The sequence below is a fragment of the Microbacterium sp. Soil_N32 genome (assembly GCF_057655505.1).
In genome coordinates this window covers 107,088-125,983 of record NZ_JBDGME010000018.1, presented here as the reverse complement: position 1 = coordinate 125,983, position 18,896 = coordinate 107,088, and the positions used below count along the sequence as shown (strand labels likewise).

At 70.9% G+C, this 18,896-nt stretch carries 19 protein-coding genes and 1 tRNA gene; 14 read left to right on the top strand and 6 right to left on the bottom strand.

What is annotated here, in order from left to right; translation table 11 throughout:
* Positions 1-128 precede the first annotated feature (128 nt).
* The 4 genes from AC3A3J_RS06945 to galU all read right to left on the bottom strand — a co-directional run bounded on the left by AC3A3J_RS06945 (position 129) and on the right by galU (position 2,768).
* Positions 129-204: transfer RNA gene (locus tag AC3A3J_RS06945), tRNA-Ala, on the bottom strand.
* Between the two features lie 51 nt (positions 205-255).
* The gene (locus tag AC3A3J_RS06940) at positions 256-1,137 is read right to left on the bottom strand and encodes a hypothetical protein (protein ID WP_487671576.1); all 882 of its coding nucleotides are present in this window, start codon (positions 1,135-1,137) and stop codon (positions 256-258) included.
* An 85-nt stretch (positions 1,138-1,222) separates the two neighbouring features.
* On the bottom strand, positions 1,223-1,834 hold the full coding sequence (locus AC3A3J_RS06935) for a GNAT family N-acetyltransferase (protein WP_487671575.1): 612 nt from the start codon (positions 1,832-1,834) through the stop codon (positions 1,223-1,225).
* A 46-nt stretch (positions 1,835-1,880) separates the two neighbouring features.
* The gene (galU, locus tag AC3A3J_RS06930; protein ID WP_487671574.1) at positions 1,881-2,768 is read right to left on the bottom strand and encodes a UTP--glucose-1-phosphate uridylyltransferase GalU; all 888 of its coding nucleotides are present in this window, start codon (positions 2,766-2,768) and stop codon (positions 1,881-1,883) included.
* A gap of 41 nt (positions 2,769-2,809) precedes the next feature.
* On the opposite strand from galU, the gene AC3A3J_RS06925 reads away from it, so the two are divergent.
* From AC3A3J_RS06925 to mscL, 3 genes are read left to right on the top strand one after another with little or no spacing between them, the layout of a single operon-like run.
* Positions 2,810-3,406, top strand: a complete 597-nt coding sequence (locus tag AC3A3J_RS06925; RefSeq protein ID WP_487671573.1) for a 5-formyltetrahydrofolate cyclo-ligase — start codon at positions 2,810-2,812, stop codon at positions 3,404-3,406.
* A 15-nt stretch (positions 3,407-3,421) separates the two neighbouring features.
* Positions 3,422-3,694, top strand: coding sequence for an FmdB family zinc ribbon protein (locus tag AC3A3J_RS06920; protein ID WP_487671572.1), 273 nt, complete (start codon positions 3,422-3,424; stop codon positions 3,692-3,694).
* A 26-nt stretch (positions 3,695-3,720) separates the two neighbouring features.
* Entirely contained in the window at positions 3,721-4,155 is a 435-nt protein-coding gene (mscL, locus tag AC3A3J_RS06915; protein ID WP_487671571.1) for a large conductance mechanosensitive channel protein MscL, read from the top strand.
* A 261-nt stretch (positions 4,156-4,416) separates the two neighbouring features.
* On the opposite strand, the gene AC3A3J_RS06910 is transcribed toward mscL, so the two are convergent.
* Positions 4,417-8,127, bottom strand: a complete 3,711-nt coding sequence (locus AC3A3J_RS06910; protein WP_487671570.1) for an AAA family ATPase — start codon at positions 8,125-8,127, stop codon at positions 4,417-4,419.
* Between the two features lie 177 nt (positions 8,128-8,304).
* On the opposite strand from AC3A3J_RS06910, the gene AC3A3J_RS06905 reads away from it, so the two are divergent.
* From AC3A3J_RS06905 to AC3A3J_RS06895, 3 genes are all read left to right on the top strand, one after another.
* Positions 8,305-8,856, top strand: coding sequence for a methylated-DNA--[protein]-cysteine S-methyltransferase (locus AC3A3J_RS06905; RefSeq protein WP_487671569.1), 552 nt, complete (start codon positions 8,305-8,307; stop codon positions 8,854-8,856).
* Positions 8,857-8,949: 93 nt separating this feature from the next.
* Positions 8,950-9,807 carry a LuxR C-terminal-related transcriptional regulator gene (locus AC3A3J_RS06900; RefSeq protein WP_487671568.1) on the top strand — a complete coding sequence of 286 codons (858 nt, stop codon included), beginning with the start codon at positions 8,950-8,952 and terminating at the stop codon, positions 9,805-9,807.
* Between the two features lie 103 nt (positions 9,808-9,910).
* Positions 9,911-10,264, top strand: coding sequence for a histone-like nucleoid-structuring protein Lsr2 (locus AC3A3J_RS06895; RefSeq protein WP_487671567.1), 354 nt, complete (start codon positions 9,911-9,913; stop codon positions 10,262-10,264).
* A gap of 44 nt (positions 10,265-10,308) precedes the next feature.
* Here AC3A3J_RS06895 and AC3A3J_RS06890 read toward each other — a convergent pair whose 3' ends face one another.
* Positions 10,309-10,944 (bottom strand): MarR family winged helix-turn-helix transcriptional regulator, encoded by a 636-nt coding sequence (locus tag AC3A3J_RS06890; protein ID WP_487671566.1) that lies wholly within the window; start codon positions 10,942-10,944, stop codon positions 10,309-10,311.
* 60 nt (positions 10,945-11,004) lie between these two features.
* On the opposite strand from AC3A3J_RS06890, the gene idi reads away from it, so the two are divergent.
* The 8 genes from idi to AC3A3J_RS06850 are packed head-to-tail and all read left to right on the top strand — an operon-like array spanning position 11,005 to position 18,883.
* A complete protein-coding gene (gene idi, locus AC3A3J_RS06885; protein WP_487671565.1) occupies positions 11,005-11,544 on the top strand; it encodes an isopentenyl-diphosphate Delta-isomerase in 540 nt (179 codons plus the stop codon).
* A 1-nt stretch (position 11,545) separates the two neighbouring features.
* Entirely contained in the window at positions 11,546-12,619 is a 1,074-nt protein-coding gene (locus AC3A3J_RS06880) for a polyprenyl synthetase family protein (protein ID WP_487671564.1), read from the top strand.
* On the top strand, positions 12,616-13,515 hold the full coding sequence (locus AC3A3J_RS06875; protein WP_487671563.1) for a phytoene/squalene synthase family protein: 900 nt from the start codon (positions 12,616-12,618) through the stop codon (positions 13,513-13,515). The genes AC3A3J_RS06880 and AC3A3J_RS06875 overlap by 4 nt, the downstream gene beginning before the upstream one ends.
* The gene (crtI, locus tag AC3A3J_RS06870) at positions 13,512-15,107 is read left to right on the top strand and encodes a phytoene desaturase family protein (protein WP_487671562.1); all 1,596 of its coding nucleotides are present in this window, start codon (positions 13,512-13,514) and stop codon (positions 15,105-15,107) included. The genes AC3A3J_RS06875 and crtI overlap by 4 nt, the downstream gene beginning before the upstream one ends.
* The gene (locus AC3A3J_RS06865) at positions 15,107-15,448 is read left to right on the top strand and encodes a lycopene cyclase domain-containing protein (RefSeq protein WP_487671775.1); all 342 of its coding nucleotides are present in this window, start codon (positions 15,107-15,109) and stop codon (positions 15,446-15,448) included. The genes crtI and AC3A3J_RS06865 overlap by 1 nt, the downstream gene beginning before the upstream one ends.
* A complete protein-coding gene (locus tag AC3A3J_RS06860; RefSeq protein WP_487671561.1) occupies positions 15,445-15,786 on the top strand; it encodes a lycopene cyclase domain-containing protein in 342 nt (113 codons plus the stop codon). Before AC3A3J_RS06865 ends, AC3A3J_RS06860 begins: the two co-directional genes overlap by 4 nt.
* Positions 15,783-16,670 carry a prenyltransferase gene (locus tag AC3A3J_RS06855; protein WP_487671560.1) on the top strand — a complete coding sequence of 296 codons (888 nt, stop codon included), beginning with the start codon at positions 15,783-15,785 and terminating at the stop codon, positions 16,668-16,670. Before AC3A3J_RS06860 ends, AC3A3J_RS06855 begins: the two co-directional genes overlap by 4 nt.
* Positions 16,671-16,696: 26 nt before the next feature.
* Positions 16,697-18,883 carry an MMPL family transporter gene (locus AC3A3J_RS06850; RefSeq protein WP_487671559.1) on the top strand — a complete coding sequence of 729 codons (2,187 nt, stop codon included), beginning with the start codon at positions 16,697-16,699 and terminating at the stop codon, positions 18,881-18,883.
* The last annotated feature ends 13 nt before the right edge of the window (positions 18,884-18,896 follow it).

The window sequence follows — 18,896 nt, the reverse complement described above, 5'->3', positions numbered from 1 at the left end:
ATCCGTCACGAGACATCGCGTCAGGGATGGTGCCTCGCGGTCGAAGCGGTGTCTCGCGCACACCAGACGTGCGACGACGCGCTCCGAGCAAAGCAGAAGGCCCCGGGAGAACCCGGGGCCTTCTGTGGTGGTGGACCTAAGGGGATTCGAACCCCTGACCTCCTCGATGCGAACGAGGCGCGCTACCAACTGCGCCATAGGCCCGTGACCGAGATCCACATTATCACGATGCGGGACGGCCTCAGGACGCGCGGGTCAGCCGGCGGCCCGGCGCGCGAGCAGATCGCGCACGTGCGCCTCGATCTCGGCGTCGTCGACGAACCCCATCCGCGCGTACGGCGATGCCTCCGCCGCGGGCGCGGTACGCGGCGTCGGCAGCGGCACGGGAGCATCCGCCGCGGCGATCTCCTCGGCGCGCTTGCGCAGCTCGGCGAGGCGCGCGGCCTTGCGACGAGCCTCTTGCGCGTCGATCTCGGCCCGCGCGGTCTGGGCGCGGGAGCCGGCCTTCGACACCAGGGGCTCGGGGAGCGGACGCGGCGTCCAGGTGGTCGCGGCCGCGGGTCCCTGGTCGTGGAGCTCGGGCGCAGCCCGACGCTCGACGGCGGGGGCGGCGGCGCGCGCGGTGGCACGAGCGACACGAGCAGCGACGGCGGCCATGCGCTGCAGCGCGATACCGGCGACGAGCACGAGCGCGCCTCCCACACCCAGCAGCACGGCCGAGCCGGCGGCCGCCAGCTGCCAGACACCGAACCCGGCGACGATCGCACCGACGAGCAGGGTGAGCGTCGCCGTCGCGCGCACACGACGGCGGGCACGGGCACGTGCGATCACGGGATCGGCGCGTGTTGCGGCGAGCTCTTCGCGCAGGCGCTCGAGTTCTGCCGCCTCGCGCTCCGACTGCAGGCGCTTCGCGAGCTTCTGCTGCGCGAGGGCCGTGCGCGCGGTGAGTTCGACCCGCACCTCGTCAGGGGTCTCGCTCGTCTCGGCGAGGATGCGCAGCGCCTGGTTGAGCCGCACGGCGTTGCGCTCGGCGGCGTTGTACTGGAAGCGACCGCGCCAGGAAGGCAGCAGATACAGCATCCACAGGAGCACGGCGACGAGCACGATCACTCCCCCGCTCAGCACCGGCCCGTCCATAGGGACAACGGTAAGGGAACAGGAGCCGCCGCGCCCCGAGCCGGGGGCGCGTGTCGCGGGCGATCGCGCCCGACGGATGCCCCGGTCAGAGGGTGAGTCGGTCGGCCGGGGGCACGTCGGCGGCATCGGGCGGCACCTGCCCGCTCAGCCAGCGCGCCAGCACACCCTGCGGCACGTCCTCCCGGGTGAGCGCGAACGCATAGTGGTCGCGCCAGTCACCGTCGATGTGGATGTACCGGCGGCGCAGCCCCTCGTACCGGAACCCGAGCTTCTGCACGATCCTCAGGCTGGCCGCGTTCTCGGGGCGGATGCAGATCTCCATGCGATGCAGTCCGAACTCGACGAACGACGCGTCGGTGGCCAGCGCCACGGCGGTCGGCGTGATACCGCGTCCGGCGAACCGCTCACTCACCCAGTACCCGATCGTCGCCGAGCACAACGACCCTCGAGACACGCCCCAGACGTTGAGCTGACCTGCGACCTCGCCGTCGTACTCCATCACGAACGGATAGCCGCCGCCGTCGCGGTACTGCTGGAGCAGACGACGGATGCTCAGACGCATGTCGAACGACACCGAGCCGTTCGGCACGGTGGCCTCCCACCGCTGCAGCCACGACCGGTTCTCGAGCAGTTCTGTCTGCAGGGGGCGCGCATCGCGTGCGCGGATCAGGCGCAACGACACCCTGTCGTGACGCATACCCACCCCTGTCAGATCCATCGTGCGCCCCGACCTCCGCCGGCCCTCAGAGGCGCTCGGCGAACTCCTTCAGCCACGGCCGCAGCTCGGGGCCGAGGTCGTCGCGGTCGGAGGCGAGCTGCACGATCGCCTTGATGTAGTCGACGCGGTCGCCCGTGTCGTAACGGCGCCCGCGGAAGACGACGCCCGAGACTCCGGGGCCGTCGGCGTCGGTCGCCATCTCCTGCAGCGCATCGGTGAGCTGGATCTCGCCGCCCTTGCCCGGTTCGGTGCGCTCGAGGATCTCGAAGATCGATGCCGGCAGCACGTAGCGTCCGATGACCGCGAGGTTCGACGGCGCATCCTCCTTGGCGGGCTTCTCGACGAGGCCGGTGACGCGCACGGCGTCCGACCCCTCGAGCTCGTCGACCGCCGCGGCGCCGTACATGTGGATGCTGTCGGGGTCGACCTCCATGAGGGCGATCACGGCGGCGCCGGTGCGCTCGTGCTCGGCGATCATCTCGGTGAGCAGCGGGTCGCGCTCGTCCATGAGGTCGTCGCCGAGCAGTACCGCGAACGAGCTGTCGCCGACATGGGTACGCGCGCGCAGCACGGCGTGGCCGAGCCCCTTGGGCTCGCCCTGGCGGACGAAGTGGATGTCGGCGAGGTCGCTCGACCGCACGACCCGCTCGAGACGGCCGGTGTCGCCCTTCTCCATGAGCTTCACCTCGAGCTCGGGAACCGAGTCGAAGTGGTTCGAGATGGCGTTCTTGTTGCGACCGATGATGACCAGGATGTCGTCGATGCCCGCATTCGCGGCCTCCTCGACGACGTACTGGATCGCCGGCTTGTCGACGACCGGGAGCATCTCCTTCGGCATCGCCTTCGTCGCCGGAAGGAACCGCGTGCCGAGACCTGCGGCGGGGATGACGGCCTTCATCTTCTGACTACCCATTCCCCCAGCCTAGCGGTGGGCACCCCCGTAGACTCGAAGCCATGTCGAACGACATCGAGCACGAGAAACGCGCACTGCGCGCCGAACTCCGCGAGCGGCGCGGGCTCCTCTCCGACGCGCAGCGCGCCAGCGCAGCCACCGCGATCGGCGAGCGTCTGGATGCGCTGATTGACGAGCTCGGGGCCCGCTCGATCTCCTGCTTCCTCTCCACCACCGCCGAGCCGGGCACGCGCGAGTTCGTCGCGCGGGCGGTGCGCCGCGGTATCCGCGTGCTCCTGCCCGTCACGCGCGCCGACGGTCTGCTCGACTGGGCGATCGCCACCGACGACGGCGAAGTGACCGAGGGTCTCTACGGCCTTCCCGAGCCGACCGGCGAGGTGCTGGGTCCGATCGCGGTCAACGACGTCGACCTCATGATCGTCCCTGCGGCCGCGGTCGACCGTCAGGGCATGCGCATGGGCTGGGGACGCGGATACTTCGACAAGACCATCGGGTCGATGGAGAAATGCCCGCCCGTCTACGCGGTCATCTATGATTCCGAGATACTCGACTCCCTGCCCCGGGAGGTGCACGACCAGCCGGTGAACGGCGTCGTCACCCCCACGCAGACCCTCACCCTGTCGCGCACGCGACACTGAACCCCCAGGATCGCCATGCCCACCTACGCCTATGCCTGCACGTCGTGCGGGCACCAGTTCGACGCCGTGCAGAGCTTCTCGGACGACGCGCTCACGACCTGTCCCGAGTGCGGCGGCGCACTGCGCAAGCAGTACGGGTCGATCGGTGTGACCTTCAACGGCTCGGGCTTCTATCGCACGGACTCGCGCACCAAATCCTCGGGCGGGTCGGATGCTCCGTCATCATCGAAGAAGGAGTCGACCACGAGCAGCGCCCCGGCGTCGACGTCGAGCACTCCCGCTTCCTGACCGTCCCCCACTTCGGAGGTTTCGCCATGCTCAAGGGTTTCAAGGACTTCATCCTCCGCGGCAACGTGCTCGACCTCGCGGTCGGCGTCGTGATCGGCACCGCGTTCACCGCGATCGTCAACGCCGTGGTCGCCAGCATCATCAACCCGCTCGTCGCCCTGTTCTTCGAGGCCAGCGCGACCGGCGAGTTCGGTCCGACCATCAAGAACATCTACGGCAACGATGTCGTGTTCCCGCTCGGCGACCTCATCTCGGCGGTCATCAGCTTCCTCGCGGTCGCCGTCGTCGTCTACTTCGTGTTCGTGCTGCCGATGAACACGTTCAAGGCGCGCGTCGAGGCCCGCAAGGGCACCCCGGCGGAGGAGCCCCAGGAGGAGCCGGCCGCCGCGACCGAGGCCGAGCTGCTGGTCGAGATCCGCGACCTGCTGGCGCGCAACAGCGCCCCGCGTCCGCCCGCCTGAGGCACTTCGCGCAGAGCATCCGTCCCGTCCCGCTTCAGTAGTGGGGCGGGACGTCTTGCATCAAGCGATCGTCGTTGGGCCCTTTCGGCCCGCGAGGGCCGGGCGGCCGCGTCTCACCGCGTGCCCCGCCGCCGGTCTCCGGCGAGGGGTCGGTGCCCTCCACCGGCGTGAGCCGCGCGCGGCGCGATCCCCGCACGCGCTCGACGTGCTGTCGCTCGACGGGCGGATGCTCGCCCTCGCGGGGGCTGTCGCCGTCGCCGTTCACGCGCCGTCGAGGTCGAGAGGCTCGGTGTCGTTCTCGGCCCGTGCGGCCGAGGGCGAGATGCCGAGCACCTCGGCGATGCGCGTGGCCACCGTGGCCGGGTCGCTGTACAGGTCGAACGCGTGCACGCGCACGTAGTGCCATCCCAGGCGCCGCAGCACGTGCGGACGCAGCCGCAGCGTCTCGCGCAGCGACTCCCCCCGCGATTCGGGGTCGGACTCGATGACGACGGCCTTGCCGTTGTGCTGGGCGACGAGCGGCAGCAAACCCCGGTAGTCGACATCGACGGATGCTCCGCGACGCCGTAGCTCGCGGGCGAGGGCGAGGGTGAGGGGGTCGGCGAGATCCTCGAGACGCGCGTCCCGCGCACGCCCGGCCAGACCGCCGAGGATCGACATCAAGGTCGCGGCGCCGTGCTCCAGACGACCGTCGTCGAACGCCGACGGTCGGATCGACGACACGATGACCATCGAGCGACGTGCCCGCGTCATGCCGACCGTGAGCAGGCGTTCACCGTCGGGGGTGGAGAGGTCGCCGAAGTCGCTCAGCACGCGGCCGTGCCTGGTCACACCGAAGCCCAGCGAGAAGATCACACGGTCGCGGCTCTCGGCGACCGACTCCTCGAGGGTCAACACGGCGAAGGGTTCTGCGGTGTCACGTGCCACGAAGTCGGCGACGTCGGAGCGTCCGGCGAAGGCGGCCGTGACCGCGGCTCGCACCCGTTCGGCGTGCCGCCGGCTCGCCGTGACCACCATGAGCGACTCGGTCGGTCGGTGCACCGCGTGCTCGACCACGAGGGTGACGACGCGCGCCACCTCGGCCTCGGGGCTCTCGACGGCGCCCGAGATCGGGTCGGGCGTACCGGTGCCGCCCTCGACATAGTCGACCGTCAGGCTGCCTCGGCCGAGGTAGGAGCCGGCCCACGGCAGCGACACGATCTCGCCGCCGTAGAAGGCGTCGTTGATGAGCTCGGCGAGGTCCTCGCCCCCGGCACGGTAGCTGCGGGTCAGCGTCATCACGGGCAGCAGCTCCGACAGGCGCTCGAAGACCGAGACCTCGTCGAACGGCACCTCCGCCTCCCACGGGTCGTCGGCGGCGACCGCCGTCTCGAACGCACTCGGACGCTGGGTCACCGGGTCGCCGAACGCGACCACCTGCCGCGCACGACGGATGGCCGGCACGGCCTCGGCGAGATTGATCGCCGCGGCGTCCACCAGCAGCACCGTGTCGAACTCCACCGAGTCGGGGATCTCGGGAACCAGGTACGGCGACGAGATCCAGACCGGGGCCAGCGTCTCGATGAGGGTCGGTGCCGCGCTCACCAGCTCGGCCGTGGTCGTCGACGCCTGCTTGAGCGCGCGCCGGAGGTGAGCCGACTCCTCGGGCTCGTCGACGATGGCGATACGCCACTGGTTGGCGAGCTGCCAGGCCAGGAGCGGTCCGGCCATCGCCGCGTGCGCCTCGTCGACGAGGCGGAAGTCGCGCTCGAGACGGTCGACCACCGCGGTGTTCGCGCCGAGCAGCGCCCGGTTCTCCTGGAGTGCGCGTTCGAGGAGCGACTGCCACCACGCGAACTCCAGCTCGTCGCCGACCCGCGACTCCGACACGTGCCGCACCGAGAGATCGGTGAGCAGCGGCTCGAGGCCCAGCAGGGCCAGTTCGTCGCGCAGCTGCGCCCGCTCCACGAGGTTCTCGAATACATCGGACTCGGCGGCCAGCCCCGCAAGGGTGCGCACGAGGCGGGCGACCGGGAGGGTGACGAGGGGTTCGCGCCGACCGAGCGCGACGTCGAGCTCGGCGAGCTGCGCGTCCACGCGCTGCCAGGCTGCGGCGACTTCGCCGAGACCGAGCGGGATCTCAGGGGCGACGCCCGCGTCGACGCAGCGCTGCCACTGCGTGCGCTGCGTCTGGATGCGCAGAAGTGCCTCGTGCATCTCGGTGACGTGCACACCCGGGCGCACGTACTCCTTCGCCAGGCGGCGCAGGCGACGACGGTTGGCCGACGACATGCCCGGGGCGTCGCGGCGCGAGCCGTGCGCCTGGATGAGGTCGCCGAGCGGGCGTTCGAACACCGTCGGGCTGAAGCGGTCGAGCGAGTCGCGGATGCCCTCGAGGAGACGCAGGTACTCCCCCAGCTCCTGGATCGTCGAGAACGGCCGCATGCGCGTCTGGGCGATCAGCTCGTAGCCGCGCTCGAGCAGAGCGGGCACGCTGTCGCCGTGCAGGCGACCGGCGAGAGCGTGGGCAGCACGGGCATCCTCGGTCGAGGTGAAGCTCACGCCGTACCAGGGCGAGTCGTCCGGACCGAAGCGGAACTCCCCCAGGCGCGCGGCCTGCGCGAGCGCGGCAGCGGCATCCTTGCGGTCGTCGGCCAAGCGGCGCAGTGCATCCGCTCCGAGCCGGGCCGTGGTCGAGGGAGGCACGGGCAACGAGGCGAGCCGGGTAAGCTCCCGCGTCGCGTCGAGCACCGACGACCGCGTGCCGTGGATGGGCGCGGTCAGAGCCTCGCGGTAGTCGCGGAGCACGGTGCGCAGCCGCACCAGCGCATCATCGACCTCGCCCGCCTTCGGGGCCGTGGCCTTCTCGTTGCGCACGATGGCGCGTACGAGGTCGCGCCGGACCGAGGCCGGCGAGATCGCGAGGCTGTCGAGACCGATGCCGGCGAGGCGGTGACGCACGCCGTCGAGGGTCGACCGACGCGCCGACACCACGAGCACGCGCTTGCCCGCACGCACCAGCTCGCCCACGGCGTTGATCACGGTCTGGGTGCCGCCGGTCCCGGGGAGCGTCGCGACCGTCAGCGAATGACCGGCGGTGATGCGCGCCAGCACCGCTTCCTGCTCGGCATCCGCGTCGAGCAGCAGCGTGTCGGACGCGGGCGCCCGATCGTCGGGCCCCGTGTGATGCGGCACGGCGCGAGGCGCCATGACCTGCTCGCGGTCGCCGACGTGCCCGGCGAGGGCGTTCAGCATGCGGTGGTCGAGGTCGTGTCCGTCGCGCGCCATCGCGCCGCCCACATCGGCGAAGGTCGAGACGACGAGTCGCGGCTCGACCGAGAAGGTGTCGATGGTGCGGGTGATCGCGCGCAGGCTGTCGATCACCGGCTGCGGCTTGAAGATGCCGCCGTCGTAGGCGAGAGCGGCCAGGGCCGGACCGTCGATCGTGATGCCGAAATGCTCGCGCGCGATGCGCACGAGCTCGGGGTTGACGGTGAACGCCCCCTGCAGCTTCAGCTCGAAGTCGGAGTGGTGCCGACGGATGGCCAGCGGTCGCAGCAGGACGGGCGCGGCGAAGGATGCTCCGCCGATGCGCCAGCGCGCGACGCCCACGGCGAGGTGCACGGCCTCGATGCCGCGGACGGTGCGCAGCTCGGTGTTCTTGGCGGTGATGCGCTCTGCCGCCAGACGTGCGGTGCGCAGGCCGACCTCGTCGCGGAAGAGGTTGGAGAGCAGCGTCGATCGGCCGGTGATGAATTGGGGCAGGCTGCCCGGATGCGCCTTCGAGATGTCGATGCCCGATTCGGGGGCGTCGCGGAAGCCCGTGAGCGGCGACGGCCCTCCCAGCTCGGCCGCCTCGGCGCGCAGGCGCGCACGCTCGGCGTCGGCGGCGTGCGGCACCGTCACCCCGGTGCTCGAGGGCTGCAGGTCACCGAGCGTCACAGCTGCTGCCGCTGCCGCGTCACCCGCAGACTTGTCTTCTCGTCGCCACACACTGCCACCCTAGGCGCGACAGGCGCGCCGACCGGTATCCCGGGCGGGTTTCGGGCGAATTCCGCGCCCTCCGCACTCGTCCTGCACCGCCGGGTCTTCGCGCTGCTTCTCACGTCCCCTCGGGGAGCGGCGTCTCCCGGGGCGCCGGCTCGGCACCCGCACCGACAGGATGGAGGCATGACCTTCCGCTACGACTTCGCCCCGACCCCGTTCGGCGATGCGCTGGCCGTGTTCTCCGACCGGGGCATCGTGCGGTTCGACCTCTCCGAGGCGGACGACCCGACGGTCCCCTGGTTGCTCCAGGGCGTGGCCCGCCGCCTCGGAGCCATGCCCGAACCCGACCCGGGCGCCGCCGACTCGCTCGCGGTGCTGCTCGCGCGCTACTTCGAGGGCGAGCCTGTGCGCTTCGACGCCCATATCGATCTCGACTGGCGGCTCATCGACGGATTCCACCGCCGCGCGCTCGAGGCGGTCTGCGAGATCGGCTGGGCCGAGACGATGAGCTACGGCGAGGTCGCGGTCATCGCCGGCCACCCCGGCGCCGCCCGCGCCGTGGGCACCGCCTGCAGGCTGACGCCGTTCTCGATCGTCGTGCCGGTGCACCGCGTCGTGCGCGCCGACGGCACCATCGGTCCCTACGGTGCCCACCCGGAGCGCAAGCGGTTCCTCGTCGACCTCGAGCGTCGAGCAGCTGCGCAGGCCTCCCCCGCCGCGGGTCCCGACGAGTAGGCCGTCGGGACCCGTACGACCGGTGATACTCTCGCGTCGACACGGCCGCTGCCCGCCTCCTCCGACGGCAACGCGGCCACGGAGGACGACGTGATGAGCACACCCCCCGCGTCCGACTCGGACGCCGAGCTCGTCGCTCGCGCGGTGCGCGAGCTGGCGCGGCGCACGCGGTTCCCCGTGGCGTTCGGCGGCCTGCTCGACGACGGGGTCGTGCATGTGACGACCATCGTCGGCAATCGCACCCGGAGCCTCGACGGCCTGCGCGTGCGCCCCGAACGCGGTCTCGGCGGCCGCGCCATGATGGAACTGCGACCGCGCATGACCAGCGACTACGGTTCATCGCAGCAGATCACCCATGACTACGACGTCTTCGTGCTCGGCGAGGGGCTGCGCACTCTTCTCGCCCTGCCGATCGTGGTCGAGGGGCGATCGCGAGGCGTCCTCTACGCGGGCGCGTGGGACACGGAGCCCGTCGCCGGGATCACGACCGCTCCGGCCATGCAGGTCGCGCAGGCCCTCGCCGACGAGCTGCGGGTCCGCGACGAGGTCGAACGCCGACTCCGGGCGGCGGGGGCGCTTCCCTCCCCGACGGCGCCGCATCAGGAGCAGTTGCGCGAGACCTTCGCCGAGCTCCGCGGGATCAGCGCCTCGGTCGACGACGAGGCGCTGCGGGCTCGCCTCGCCGCGGTCGAGCAACGACTGCTCGCCCTCGCGGGCGACGAGCGGGCCCCCGCGCACACCGGAGCGGTACCGGTCGTGCGCCTGTCGCCGCGCGAGACCGATGTTCTCGCCTGCGCGGCACTCGGCGCCACCAACGGGGAGATCGCCGCCGAACTGGGTCTGCGCGAGAGCACCGTCAAGGCGTACATCGGCACGGCGATGTCGAAGCTCGACGCGTCCACCCGGCACGCGGCCGTGGTGCGCGCTCGACGTGCGGGCCTCCTGCCCTGACCCCGCATTCGCCCCGGATCGGAAATATTAGTGTCGCGACGTATTCGGTACGAATAGGCCGCATTTATTGCCGCTTTTCCTATTGCGCGGTACTGTCCTCATCATGGCGAGAAGAATTGTGCATCAGCTGGTCGACGATATCGACGGCAGCGTCCTCGAGGTCGGCGAAGGGGAGACGATCCATTTCTCCCTCAACGGGCAGGCCTGGGAGGTCGACCTGAACGAGGCGCACGCGCGCGAGCTGCGCGAGGCGCTCGAACCCTACATCTCGGCAGGGCGCCGCGCGGGTTCAGGCGGCGCACCGCGCTCCTCCTCGTCGTCGTCGTCGCGCAAGCGCCCGGCGCGGAACCCGGAGGTCGCGGCGATCCGCGCCTGGGCCAATGACAACGGCTATTCGCTGTCGGAGCGCGGTCGAATCCCCGCGCCGGTCATCGAGGCGTATAACAAAGCCCACTGACGAGACAGAATTGCGCGCTGAAGGCTCTCCGTACCGGGGAGCCTTCAGTCGTTCTCGGGCGACGCCCAACCGCCCTCGGGAAGAGCGATCTCCTGGGTCATATCGCGCAGGAATCGCACGACGGTATCGCGCTCGGCTCGTGTCAACCGGGCAGCGGCATAGAACCGCCGCGCCTGCTGCCGCCCGACGGTCTGCATGGCCGCCTCGCGGGTCTCGTCGGTGATCGTGATGGCCAGGGCACGACGATCGTGCGGGTGCGGCGAGCGCACGATGTGTCCGCCCTTCTCCAGCCGGTCGAGTAGCTTCGTCGTCGATGCCGTCGAGATGGCGAGGTGCTGGGCGATCCCCCCGGGAGTGGCGATCGCCCGCGCGTTCGCGCACACGATGAGGTAGTGCAGCGCACGCATGTCGGTCTCGTTCAGCTGCATGTAGCGACGGGATGCCCGGGAGAGCCGCTGCTCCGCCTCGCGCAGTTCACCGAGCGCCGCCATGAGAGTCGAGATCTGCGCGAGATCCTCGGGCGCGACGCCGGAGCGGTCGACGAGGGAACTGCGCGGATCGGACGCCTCGACATCGTAGATCGCCCCGTGGTGCAGACCGTCGACGCCCGCCTCGCCCTCGAGTGTCGAGGCGCGAGATGGCTCCCCCGTGGTCGGGGTGGTGCCGGAAGCGTGGTCCATGCCAGTATGTTACACAACGATCTATTTCATGCTAAGTTAATTACTCGCCAAGCTAGTGAAATGAACGCAGAGGACGCCATGGAGTACGTGACTCTTCTCGGTGAGGACGGGGCCGCGATCGGCTCGCTCCCGAAGAGCGAGGTGCACACGCACGACACCCCGCTTCATCTGGCCTTCTCCTGTCACCTCGTCGATGACCGGGGTCGCATCCTGCTCACCCGCCGCTCCCTCTCGAAGCAGACGTGGCCCGGCGTCTGGACCAACAGCTTCTGCGGCCACCCGCAGCCCGGGGAGGACATGGTCGAAGCCGTGCGCCGCCGGGCCGTGCAAGAGCTCGGTGCCCCCGTCGACGATGTGCGGTCCGCCCTGCCCGACTACCGCTACCGCGCAGTCGACGCGAGCGGCATCGTCGAGAACGAGGTCTGCCCCGTCTTCGTCGCACGTCTCGCCGGCCCCCTCTCCCCGTCGTCCGACGAGGTGGCGGAGTGGGCGTGGGTCGACGCCGGCGACGCCGCCTCCGCCGTCGTCGCGGCCCCCTTCGCATTCAGCCCCTGGCTCGCCGAGCAACTCCCCCGCCTGCGCGCGAACGGAACGGTGTGACATGACGGCGATTGCGACGCAGGACGAGCAGGGCATCCGCATCGAAGAGGCTCTGCGCCTGCGCTTCGCCGAGCGCAGCACGGCCGCCGAGGCCTACGGAGAGCCGTTCGCCGACCTCTGGCGGTCGGCGGCGGCGCACGCGACAGGCGGCAAACTGATCCGACCGCGTCTGCTGCTCGACATCCACCGCGCGCTGTCGCCCGACTCCCGTCGGCGCGATGTCGACACGGTGGTGGGCATCGCCGCCGAGATCGAGCTGCTGCACTACGCGTTCCTGCTGCACGACGACGTCATCGACGGCGACCTCTACCGGCGTCGGCGTCCGAACCTCATCGGCACGCTCGCGCACGAGGGCGGCGGGGCAGACGACGATCTGCACTGGGGGCGGTCGAGCGCCCTCCTGATGGGCGATCTGCTGCTGGCGACGGCGGTGCTGGGCTTCGCTCGCGCCCGGGTGTCTACCGCGGCCCGCATGCGCCTGCTCGATCTCATCGAGCACACGATCGTCGAGACCGTCGCCGGGGAGCACATCGACGTCGGCCTCGCCGATGGTGTCATCGTGCCCGATCTGCGCACCATCCTGGCGATGAGCACGTACAAGACCGCGACCTATTCCTTCTCGCTCCCCCTGCGTGCGGCGGCGATCCTCGCCGGCTCACCGGTCGAGGTGGAGGAGGACCTCGCCGCGATCGGATGGCACCTCGGCCTGGCGTTCCAGCTGCAGGACGACCTGCTCTGCATCTTCGGCGACGCCGAGGCGCACGGCAAGGATCCGTTCTCGGACCTGCGCGAGGGCAAGGAGACGGCGATCATCGCCTACGCGCGCATGACCACGGCATGGACGAGGATCGCGCCGCGCTTCGGCGCCGCCGACCTCGGCGACGACGAGGGTCTGCGCCTGCGCGACGCGCTCCGCGAGTGCGGCGCGGAGGGCTTCGTGCAGAGCCTCGTGGCGGATGAGCTGGCCGCGGCATCCGAGATCCTCACCGCCGCCGAGGAGACGCGCACCATGTCGGGGGATGTCGTGACCTGCCTGCGCACCCTGCTCGCCCGGGTCGAGGGACGCCGCTCGTGAGCACCGCACCCGCGGGGTCCGACGACGCGTCGCTCCGCCGCTTCAGCCGCACCGCCGAGATCGCGACGACGGGCGTGATCCGCGCCTACTCCACCTCGTTCGGCATGGCGACCAAGCTCCTCGGCCGCCGACACCGCCAGCACATCCGCAACATCTACGCGATGGTGCGGATCGCCGACGAGATCGTCGACGGCGTCGCCGCGGAGGCGGGGCTCGACGCCGGCGCGCAGGCCGACGCGCTGTCGAGCTACATCGCCGAGACGCACCGCGCGATGCGCACCGGGTACAGCAGCGATCTGATCCTGCACGCCTTCGCTCAGACGGCCCGCGCCTGCGGGATCGGCGAGGACCTCACGCAGCCCTTCTTCGAGTCGATGCTCGCCGACGTCCCCACCGACGCGCCGGCCGCCTACGATTCGACGGCGCACGCGCGCTACGTGTTCGGATCGGCCGAGGTGGTGGGCCTGATGTGCCTGCGCGTGTTCCTGCGCGGCACCGCCCCGACCGCCGCCCAGCGGGAGGTGCTCGAACACGGCGCCCGTCAGCTCGGGGCCGCGTTCCAGAACGTGAACTTCCTCCGCGACCTCGCGGATGACACCGACCGACTCGGCCGCAGCTACCTCGGCACCGCCGACCGTCTGACCGACGCCGACCGTGACGCCTGGGTCGCGACCGTGGAGCGCCAGCTCGACGACGCCCGGGCATCGATCCCCCTGCTCCCGAAGGATGCGCGCGCTGCCGTGCGCAGCGCGCTGGCGCTGTTCGCCGCCCTCACCCGTCGGGTGGCCCGCACCCCGATGGACGACCTCTACCGTCGGCGCGTGCGCGTGCCCGACCCTCAGAAAGGACTGCTCGCGATGCGTTCACTCCTCGTCACCGCGGTGGAGCCCCGATGAGCCGCGTCGTCGTGATCGGCGCGGGTGTCGCGGGCCTCGCCACCGCCGGGCTGCTGGCCAGGGACGGACACGACGTGGTCGTGCTCGAGAAGAACGCCCGGGTGGGCGGTCGGGCCGGCACCATCGAGCGCGACGGATTCCGCTTCGACACGGGCCCGTCATGGTACCTCATGCCCGGGGTGTTCGATCACTGGTTCGCGATGATGGGCACCTCGGCCGACGAGCAGCTCGACCTCACCCTGCTCGACCCCGGCTACCGCGTGTTCCAGCCGCCCCGCGCGGGCGCACCGTCGCAGATCACGGTGCCCGCGGGACGCGACGCGGTGTCGGACCTGTTCGAGGATCGCGAGCCGGGCGCGGCCGCGGCCCTCTCGGCCTACCTCGACTCGGCCCACCACGCCAGCGCGATGGCCGAGAAGTACTTCCTCTACAACCCGTTCACCCGACTGTCGTCCCTGACGACGGGCGAGGTGCTGCGCGCCGCGCCGCGCCTGTTCTCCCTGCTCGGCACCCGGCTGCAGGCGTTCGCCGCGAAGCGGTTCCGCGACCCGCTGCTGCGGCAGATCCTGGGGTATCCGGCGGTGTTCCTCGGCACCGACCCCCGCACCGCGCCCGCGATGTACCACCTGATGAGCGCGCTCGACCTCGACGAGGGGGTCAGCTACCCGCGGGGCGGATTCTGGCGGCTGGTGGAGCGCATCGCCGCACTCGCCTCCGACGCGGGCGCCCGGATCGTCACGGATGCCGCGGTCACGAGTATCCGCACCGTCGGCCGCGATCGTGACGTGCGGGTCGAGGGCGTGGAATGGACGGATGCCGCCGGCCAGCGTCACGTCGAGGTGGCTGACATCGTCGTCTCCGGCGCCGACCTGCACCACACCGAGACCGCTCTGCTGCCGCCGCATCTGCGCACCTACCCGGAGTCGTGGTGGCAGCGCCGTACCAGCGGCCCGGGTGCCGTACTCGTGATGCTGGGCGTTCGCGGCGGCCTCCCCGAGCTCCCTCACCACTCCCTGTTCTTCACCGAGGACTGGGACGCGAACTTCGATGCGATCTTCGGCTCCGACCCGCGCATCCCCTCCCCCGCCTCGATCTACGTCTGCCGCCCGAGCGCGACCGACGGCGACGTCGCCCCCGCCGACCACGAGAACCTGTTCGTCCTCGTTCCCGTGCCCGCCGACGCCTCCATCGGACACGGCGGCTCCGACGGTGCGGGCGATGCCGAGGTGGAGAAGACCGCCGATGCCGCGATCGACATGATCGCCGAATGGTCGGGGGTGCCCGACCTCCGCGAACGCATCGTGGTGCGGGAGACCCTGGGCCCGGCGGACTTCCGCGACGACTACCACTCCTGGCGCGGGGGGATGCTGGGGCCGGCGCACATCCTGTCGCAGAGCGCGATGTTCCGGGCGCAGAACGCGTCGAAGCGCGTGCGCGGCCTGTACTACGCCGGGGCGACCACCGCCCCCGGTGTGGGTGTGCCCATGTGCCTCATCAGTGCGGAGATCGTGCTCAAGCGCATCCGCGGCGACCACAGCGCCGGCCCGCTACCGGTCGCGGTGCCGGCGACACCCGCCACCGGGGCGCGATGATGGGAGCGGTCTACCTCGGCGCGCTGCTGATCTCGACGGCGTGCATGCTGCTGGTCGACCGACGCTTCCGGCTGTTCTTCTGGCGTGACGCGGTCGCGGCCACCGTCGTCACGCTCGTCGGCCTGGCGTTCTTCCTCCTCTGGGATGTCGCGGGCATCGCGTCGGGCATCTTCCTGCGGGGCGACGCCGTCATCGCCACCGGCATCGTGCTCGCTCCGGAGATGCCTCTCGAGGAACCGATCTTCCTGCTCTTCCTGGTGATCTGCACCATGATCGTCTACACCGGGCTCGTGCGCCTGCTGGCGCGACGTCGCACCGCGGTCGCCGGAGGAACGCGATGACCTACCTCCAGCTCTCCGCCTGCTTCCTGGCCGCCACGGTCGCCGTCGCCCTCGCGTTCGGACTGATGGCGCGCGGTCGGGGGCCGCGTCCCGCCGCCGTCGCGCTGACCATCGCGGTGCTCCTCGCGCTGACCGCGGTGTTCGACACGGTGATGATCGGCAGCGGGCTGTTCCACTACGCCGATCAGCACCTCGTCGGCATCCGCATCGGCCTCGCGCCGATCGAGGACTTCGCGTACCCGCTGGCCGGCGCGCTGCTGCTGCCCGCACTCTGGGCGCTGCTCCGCCGCCGCCGGTCCGCGCCCGCGGATGCCGATCGCGCCGAGGAGGCGGCATGACATCGACCACCCGCCCCTCCCTGGCACGCGATCTCGGTCAGATCCTGCTCTCGTCACGTCCGATCAGCTGGATCAACACCGCGTTCCCGTTCGCGGCCGCCTACGTGATGACGACGCGCGAGCTCGACCCGACGCTCGTCATCGGGTTCCTGTACTTCCTCGTGCCCTACAACCTCGCGATGTACGGCATCAACGATGTCTTCGACTACGCGTCCGACCTCGCCAACCCCCGCAAGGGCGGCATCGAGGGAGCGCTGCTCGCCCCCCGCATGCATCGCCCCACCCTGTGGGCGGCGGCCCTGTCGAACGTGCCGTTCCTCGCGTACCTCGTGATCGTCGGCGACCTGTGGTCGACGGTATGGCTCGCCGTCTCGGTGTTCGCGGTGATCGCGTACTCGGCCCCCGGTCTGCGTTTCAAGGAGCGACCCTTCCTCGACTCGATCACGTCGAGCCTGCACTTCGTCACGCCCGCCGTCGTCGGCCTCGCCCTCGCGCGGGCCGAGTTCTCGACCGGCACCGTGCTCGTCCTCGTCGCGTTCTTCCTCTGGGGCATGGCGGCGCACGCGTTCGGCGCCGTGCAGGACGTCGCACCCGACCGTGAAGCAGGGATCGGGTCGGTCGCCACCGTCATCGGGGCCCGTGCGACGGTGCGCCTCTCGCTCGTGCTCTGGCTGCTCGCCGGCGTCCTCATGCTCGTCACCCCCTGGCCGGGGCCGCTCGGCGCTCTGCTCGCCGTGCCGTACCTCGTCAATGCCGCGCCCTGGTGGGGCGTCACCGACGAGACCTCGGGGGAAACCAACCGCGCCTGGCGGCGGTTCATCCTCCTCAACTACGTCGCGGGGTTCCTGGCGACGATGATCCTCATCCTGGCCTGGGTCTCCTGACCCGCCGCATCACGAAAGGCCCTCGCATGTCGTCCTCCGAACGCGCCTCCGCGCCGAAGATCCGCGAGCGCTCCCGCCGCCACTCCTGGGTGCGCGTGTTCGTGCCGGTCGTGCTCATCCTCGCCTGGCTCGCGGGCGCGTCGCTCGGCGGCCCGCTGTTCGGCAAGGTCGACGAGGTGTCGTCGAACGACCAGACGACCTACCTCCCGGAGTCGGCCGACGCGACGAAGGTGCAGGAGCTGCTCGGCGACTTCCGCGACAGCGACGAGATCCCCGCGATCGCGGTCTTCGCGTCCGAGACGGAGCTGACCGCGCAGGAGGTCGAGACGATCTCGGATGCCGTCGCCGACAGCACGTCGATCGAGGGGGTCGCGGACGACGTGTCGCCGGCGCTCGTCTCGGACGACGGCCTCGCGGTGCAGGCGTTCATCCCCATCGACGGCGACGCCGAGCTGCGCGATGTCACCGCCGAGCTGGGCGACGCGCTGCGGGCTGCGGCTCCCGAGGGCGTCGAGGTCTTCCTCACGGGCCCGGCGGGCTTCACCTCCGACCTCGCCGCCGGGTTCGCGGGCATCGACGGCCTCCTTCTCGGTGTCGCGCTTCTGGCCGTTCTCGTGATCCTCGTGCTCGTGTACCGCTCGCTCCTCCTTCCGGTGGTCGTGCTGTCGACGAGCCTGTTCGCCCTGTGCGTCGCGCTGCTGGTGGTGTGGTGGCTGGCCAAGTTCGAGGTGCTGCTGCTGAGCGGTCAGACCCAGGGCATCCTGTTCATCCTCGTGATCGGCGCGGCCACCGACTACGCACTGCTCCTCGTCGCGCGCTTCCGCGAGGAGCTGCGCTCGACCGAAGACAAGGGCGCGGCCATCATGGCGGCGTGGAAGGGCTCGTTCGAGCCGATCGTCGCCTCCGGCGGCACGGTCATCGCCGGCCTGCTCTGCCTGCTGCTGAGCGACCTCAAGTCGAACAGCACCCTCGGCCCGGTGGCCGCGATCGGCATCGTGTTCGCCATGCTCGCGGCCCTCACCCTGCTGCCGGCACTGCTGCTGCTCTTCGGTCGGGCCGTCTTCTGGCCCCGTCGCCCGCGCTTCGAGCCCGAGGTCGTGGCCGACGAGCACGGCATGCGCACCACCGGCCTCTGGGCTGCACTCTCGCGTTTCGTCTCCCGCCGCCCCCGCGCGATCTGGATCGTCACCACCCTCGTGCTGCTCGTCGGTGCGATGGGCCTCACGCAGCTCGACGCCGAGGGGGTGCCGCAGTCCGACCTCGTGCTCGGCGCTTCCGACGCGCGAGACGGTCAGACCGCACTGGGCGAGCACTTCCCCGGTGGGTCAGGCAGCCCCGCCTCGGTCGTGGTCGCGGAGGACTCCCTGCAGGATGCGGCCGACGTGCTGCTGGCGAACGACGGCGTCGATGGGGTCGCCGTCGCCGCGTCCGACTCGCCCAGCGGCACCGCGCCGGTCACGACCGACGGCATCACCCCGGTCGGGCCTCCCGGCACGCCCGCGCCCGACCCGACGGTCGCCGACGGGCGAGTGCTGCTGCAGGCGACTCTCACGGACGCCGCCGATTCGGACGCCGCCGCCGAGACGGTTCGCGAGCTGCGCGCCGAGCTCGCCGGGCTCGACGCCCTCGTGGGAGGTGTCACGGCCACGTCGATCGACACGAACGACGCCTCGATCCACGACCGCAACCTCATCATCCCCGTGATCCTCGTGGTGATCATGCTGATCCTGATGCTGCTGCTGCGCTCGATCCTCGCGCCCGTGCTGCTCATCCTCACCACGGTGCTGTCGTTCGGCACGGCCCTCGGCGTCTCCGCCCTCGTCTTCGACGGCATCTTCGCCTTCCCCGGCGCCGACCCGGCCGTGCCCCTCTACGGCTTCGTCTTCCTCGTCGCCCTGGGCATCGACTACAACATCTTCCTCATGACGCGCGTGCGCGAGGAGTCGATCGCGCACGGCACCCGCGAGGGGGTCCTCCGCGGACTGTCGATCACCGGCGGCGTCATCACCTCGGCGGGACTCGTGCTCGCCGCCACATTCGCAGCACTGTCGGTCATCCCGATCCTGTTCCTCGTGCAGCTCGCGTTCATCGTCGCGTTCGGGGTGCTGCTCGACACGTTCGTCGTGCGTTCGCTGCTGGTGCCGGCACTCGCCTACGACCTGGGCAAACGGATCTGGTGGCCGTCGAAGCTGTGGAGGAAAGGGCTGGAGTGAAACCGGGGCCGCG

Bases quoted from the DNA above. Each gene is read 5' to 3' on its own strand.
- crtI (WP_487671562.1), top strand. From the start codon at position 13,512: ATGAGCCGCGTCGTCGTGATCGGCGCGGGTGTCGCGGGCCTCGCCACC.
- AC3A3J_RS06900 (WP_487671568.1), top strand. From the start codon at position 8,950: ATGAGCACACCCCCCGCGTCCGACTCGGACGCCGAGCTCGTCGCTCGC.
- AC3A3J_RS06865 (WP_487671775.1), top strand. From the start codon at position 15,107: ATGGGAGCGGTCTACCTCGGCGCGCTGCTGATCTCGACGGCGTGCATG.
- AC3A3J_RS06925 (WP_487671573.1), top strand. From the start codon at position 2,810: ATGTCGAACGACATCGAGCACGAGAAACGCGCACTGCGCGCCGAACTC.
- idi (WP_487671565.1), top strand. From the start codon at position 11,005: ATGAACGCAGAGGACGCCATGGAGTACGTGACTCTTCTCGGTGAGGAC.
- AC3A3J_RS06920 (WP_487671572.1), top strand. From the start codon at position 3,422: ATGCCCACCTACGCCTATGCCTGCACGTCGTGCGGGCACCAGTTCGAC.
- AC3A3J_RS06935 (WP_487671575.1), bottom strand. From the start codon at position 1,834: ATGCGTCACGACAGGGTGTCGTTGCGCCTGATCCGCGCACGCGATGCG.
- AC3A3J_RS06895 (WP_487671567.1), top strand. From the start codon at position 9,911: ATGGCGAGAAGAATTGTGCATCAGCTGGTCGACGATATCGACGGCAGC.
- AC3A3J_RS06905 (WP_487671569.1), top strand. From the start codon at position 8,305: ATGACCTTCCGCTACGACTTCGCCCCGACCCCGTTCGGCGATGCGCTG.
- AC3A3J_RS06860 (WP_487671561.1), top strand. From the start codon at position 15,445: ATGACCTACCTCCAGCTCTCCGCCTGCTTCCTGGCCGCCACGGTCGCC.
- AC3A3J_RS06940 (WP_487671576.1), bottom strand. From the start codon at position 1,137: ATGGACGGGCCGGTGCTGAGCGGGGGAGTGATCGTGCTCGTCGCCGTG.
- AC3A3J_RS06850 (WP_487671559.1), top strand. From the start codon at position 16,697: ATGTCGTCCTCCGAACGCGCCTCCGCGCCGAAGATCCGCGAGCGCTCC.
- mscL (WP_487671571.1), top strand. From the start codon at position 3,721: ATGCTCAAGGGTTTCAAGGACTTCATCCTCCGCGGCAACGTGCTCGAC.
- galU (WP_487671574.1), bottom strand. From the start codon at position 2,768: ATGGGTAGTCAGAAGATGAAGGCCGTCATCCCCGCCGCAGGTCTCGGC.
- AC3A3J_RS06855 (WP_487671560.1), top strand. From the start codon at position 15,783: ATGACATCGACCACCCGCCCCTCCCTGGCACGCGATCTCGGTCAGATC.
- AC3A3J_RS06880 (WP_487671564.1), top strand. From the start codon at position 11,546: ATGACGGCGATTGCGACGCAGGACGAGCAGGGCATCCGCATCGAAGAG.
- AC3A3J_RS06890 (WP_487671566.1), bottom strand. From the start codon at position 10,944: ATGGACCACGCTTCCGGCACCACCCCGACCACGGGGGAGCCATCTCGC.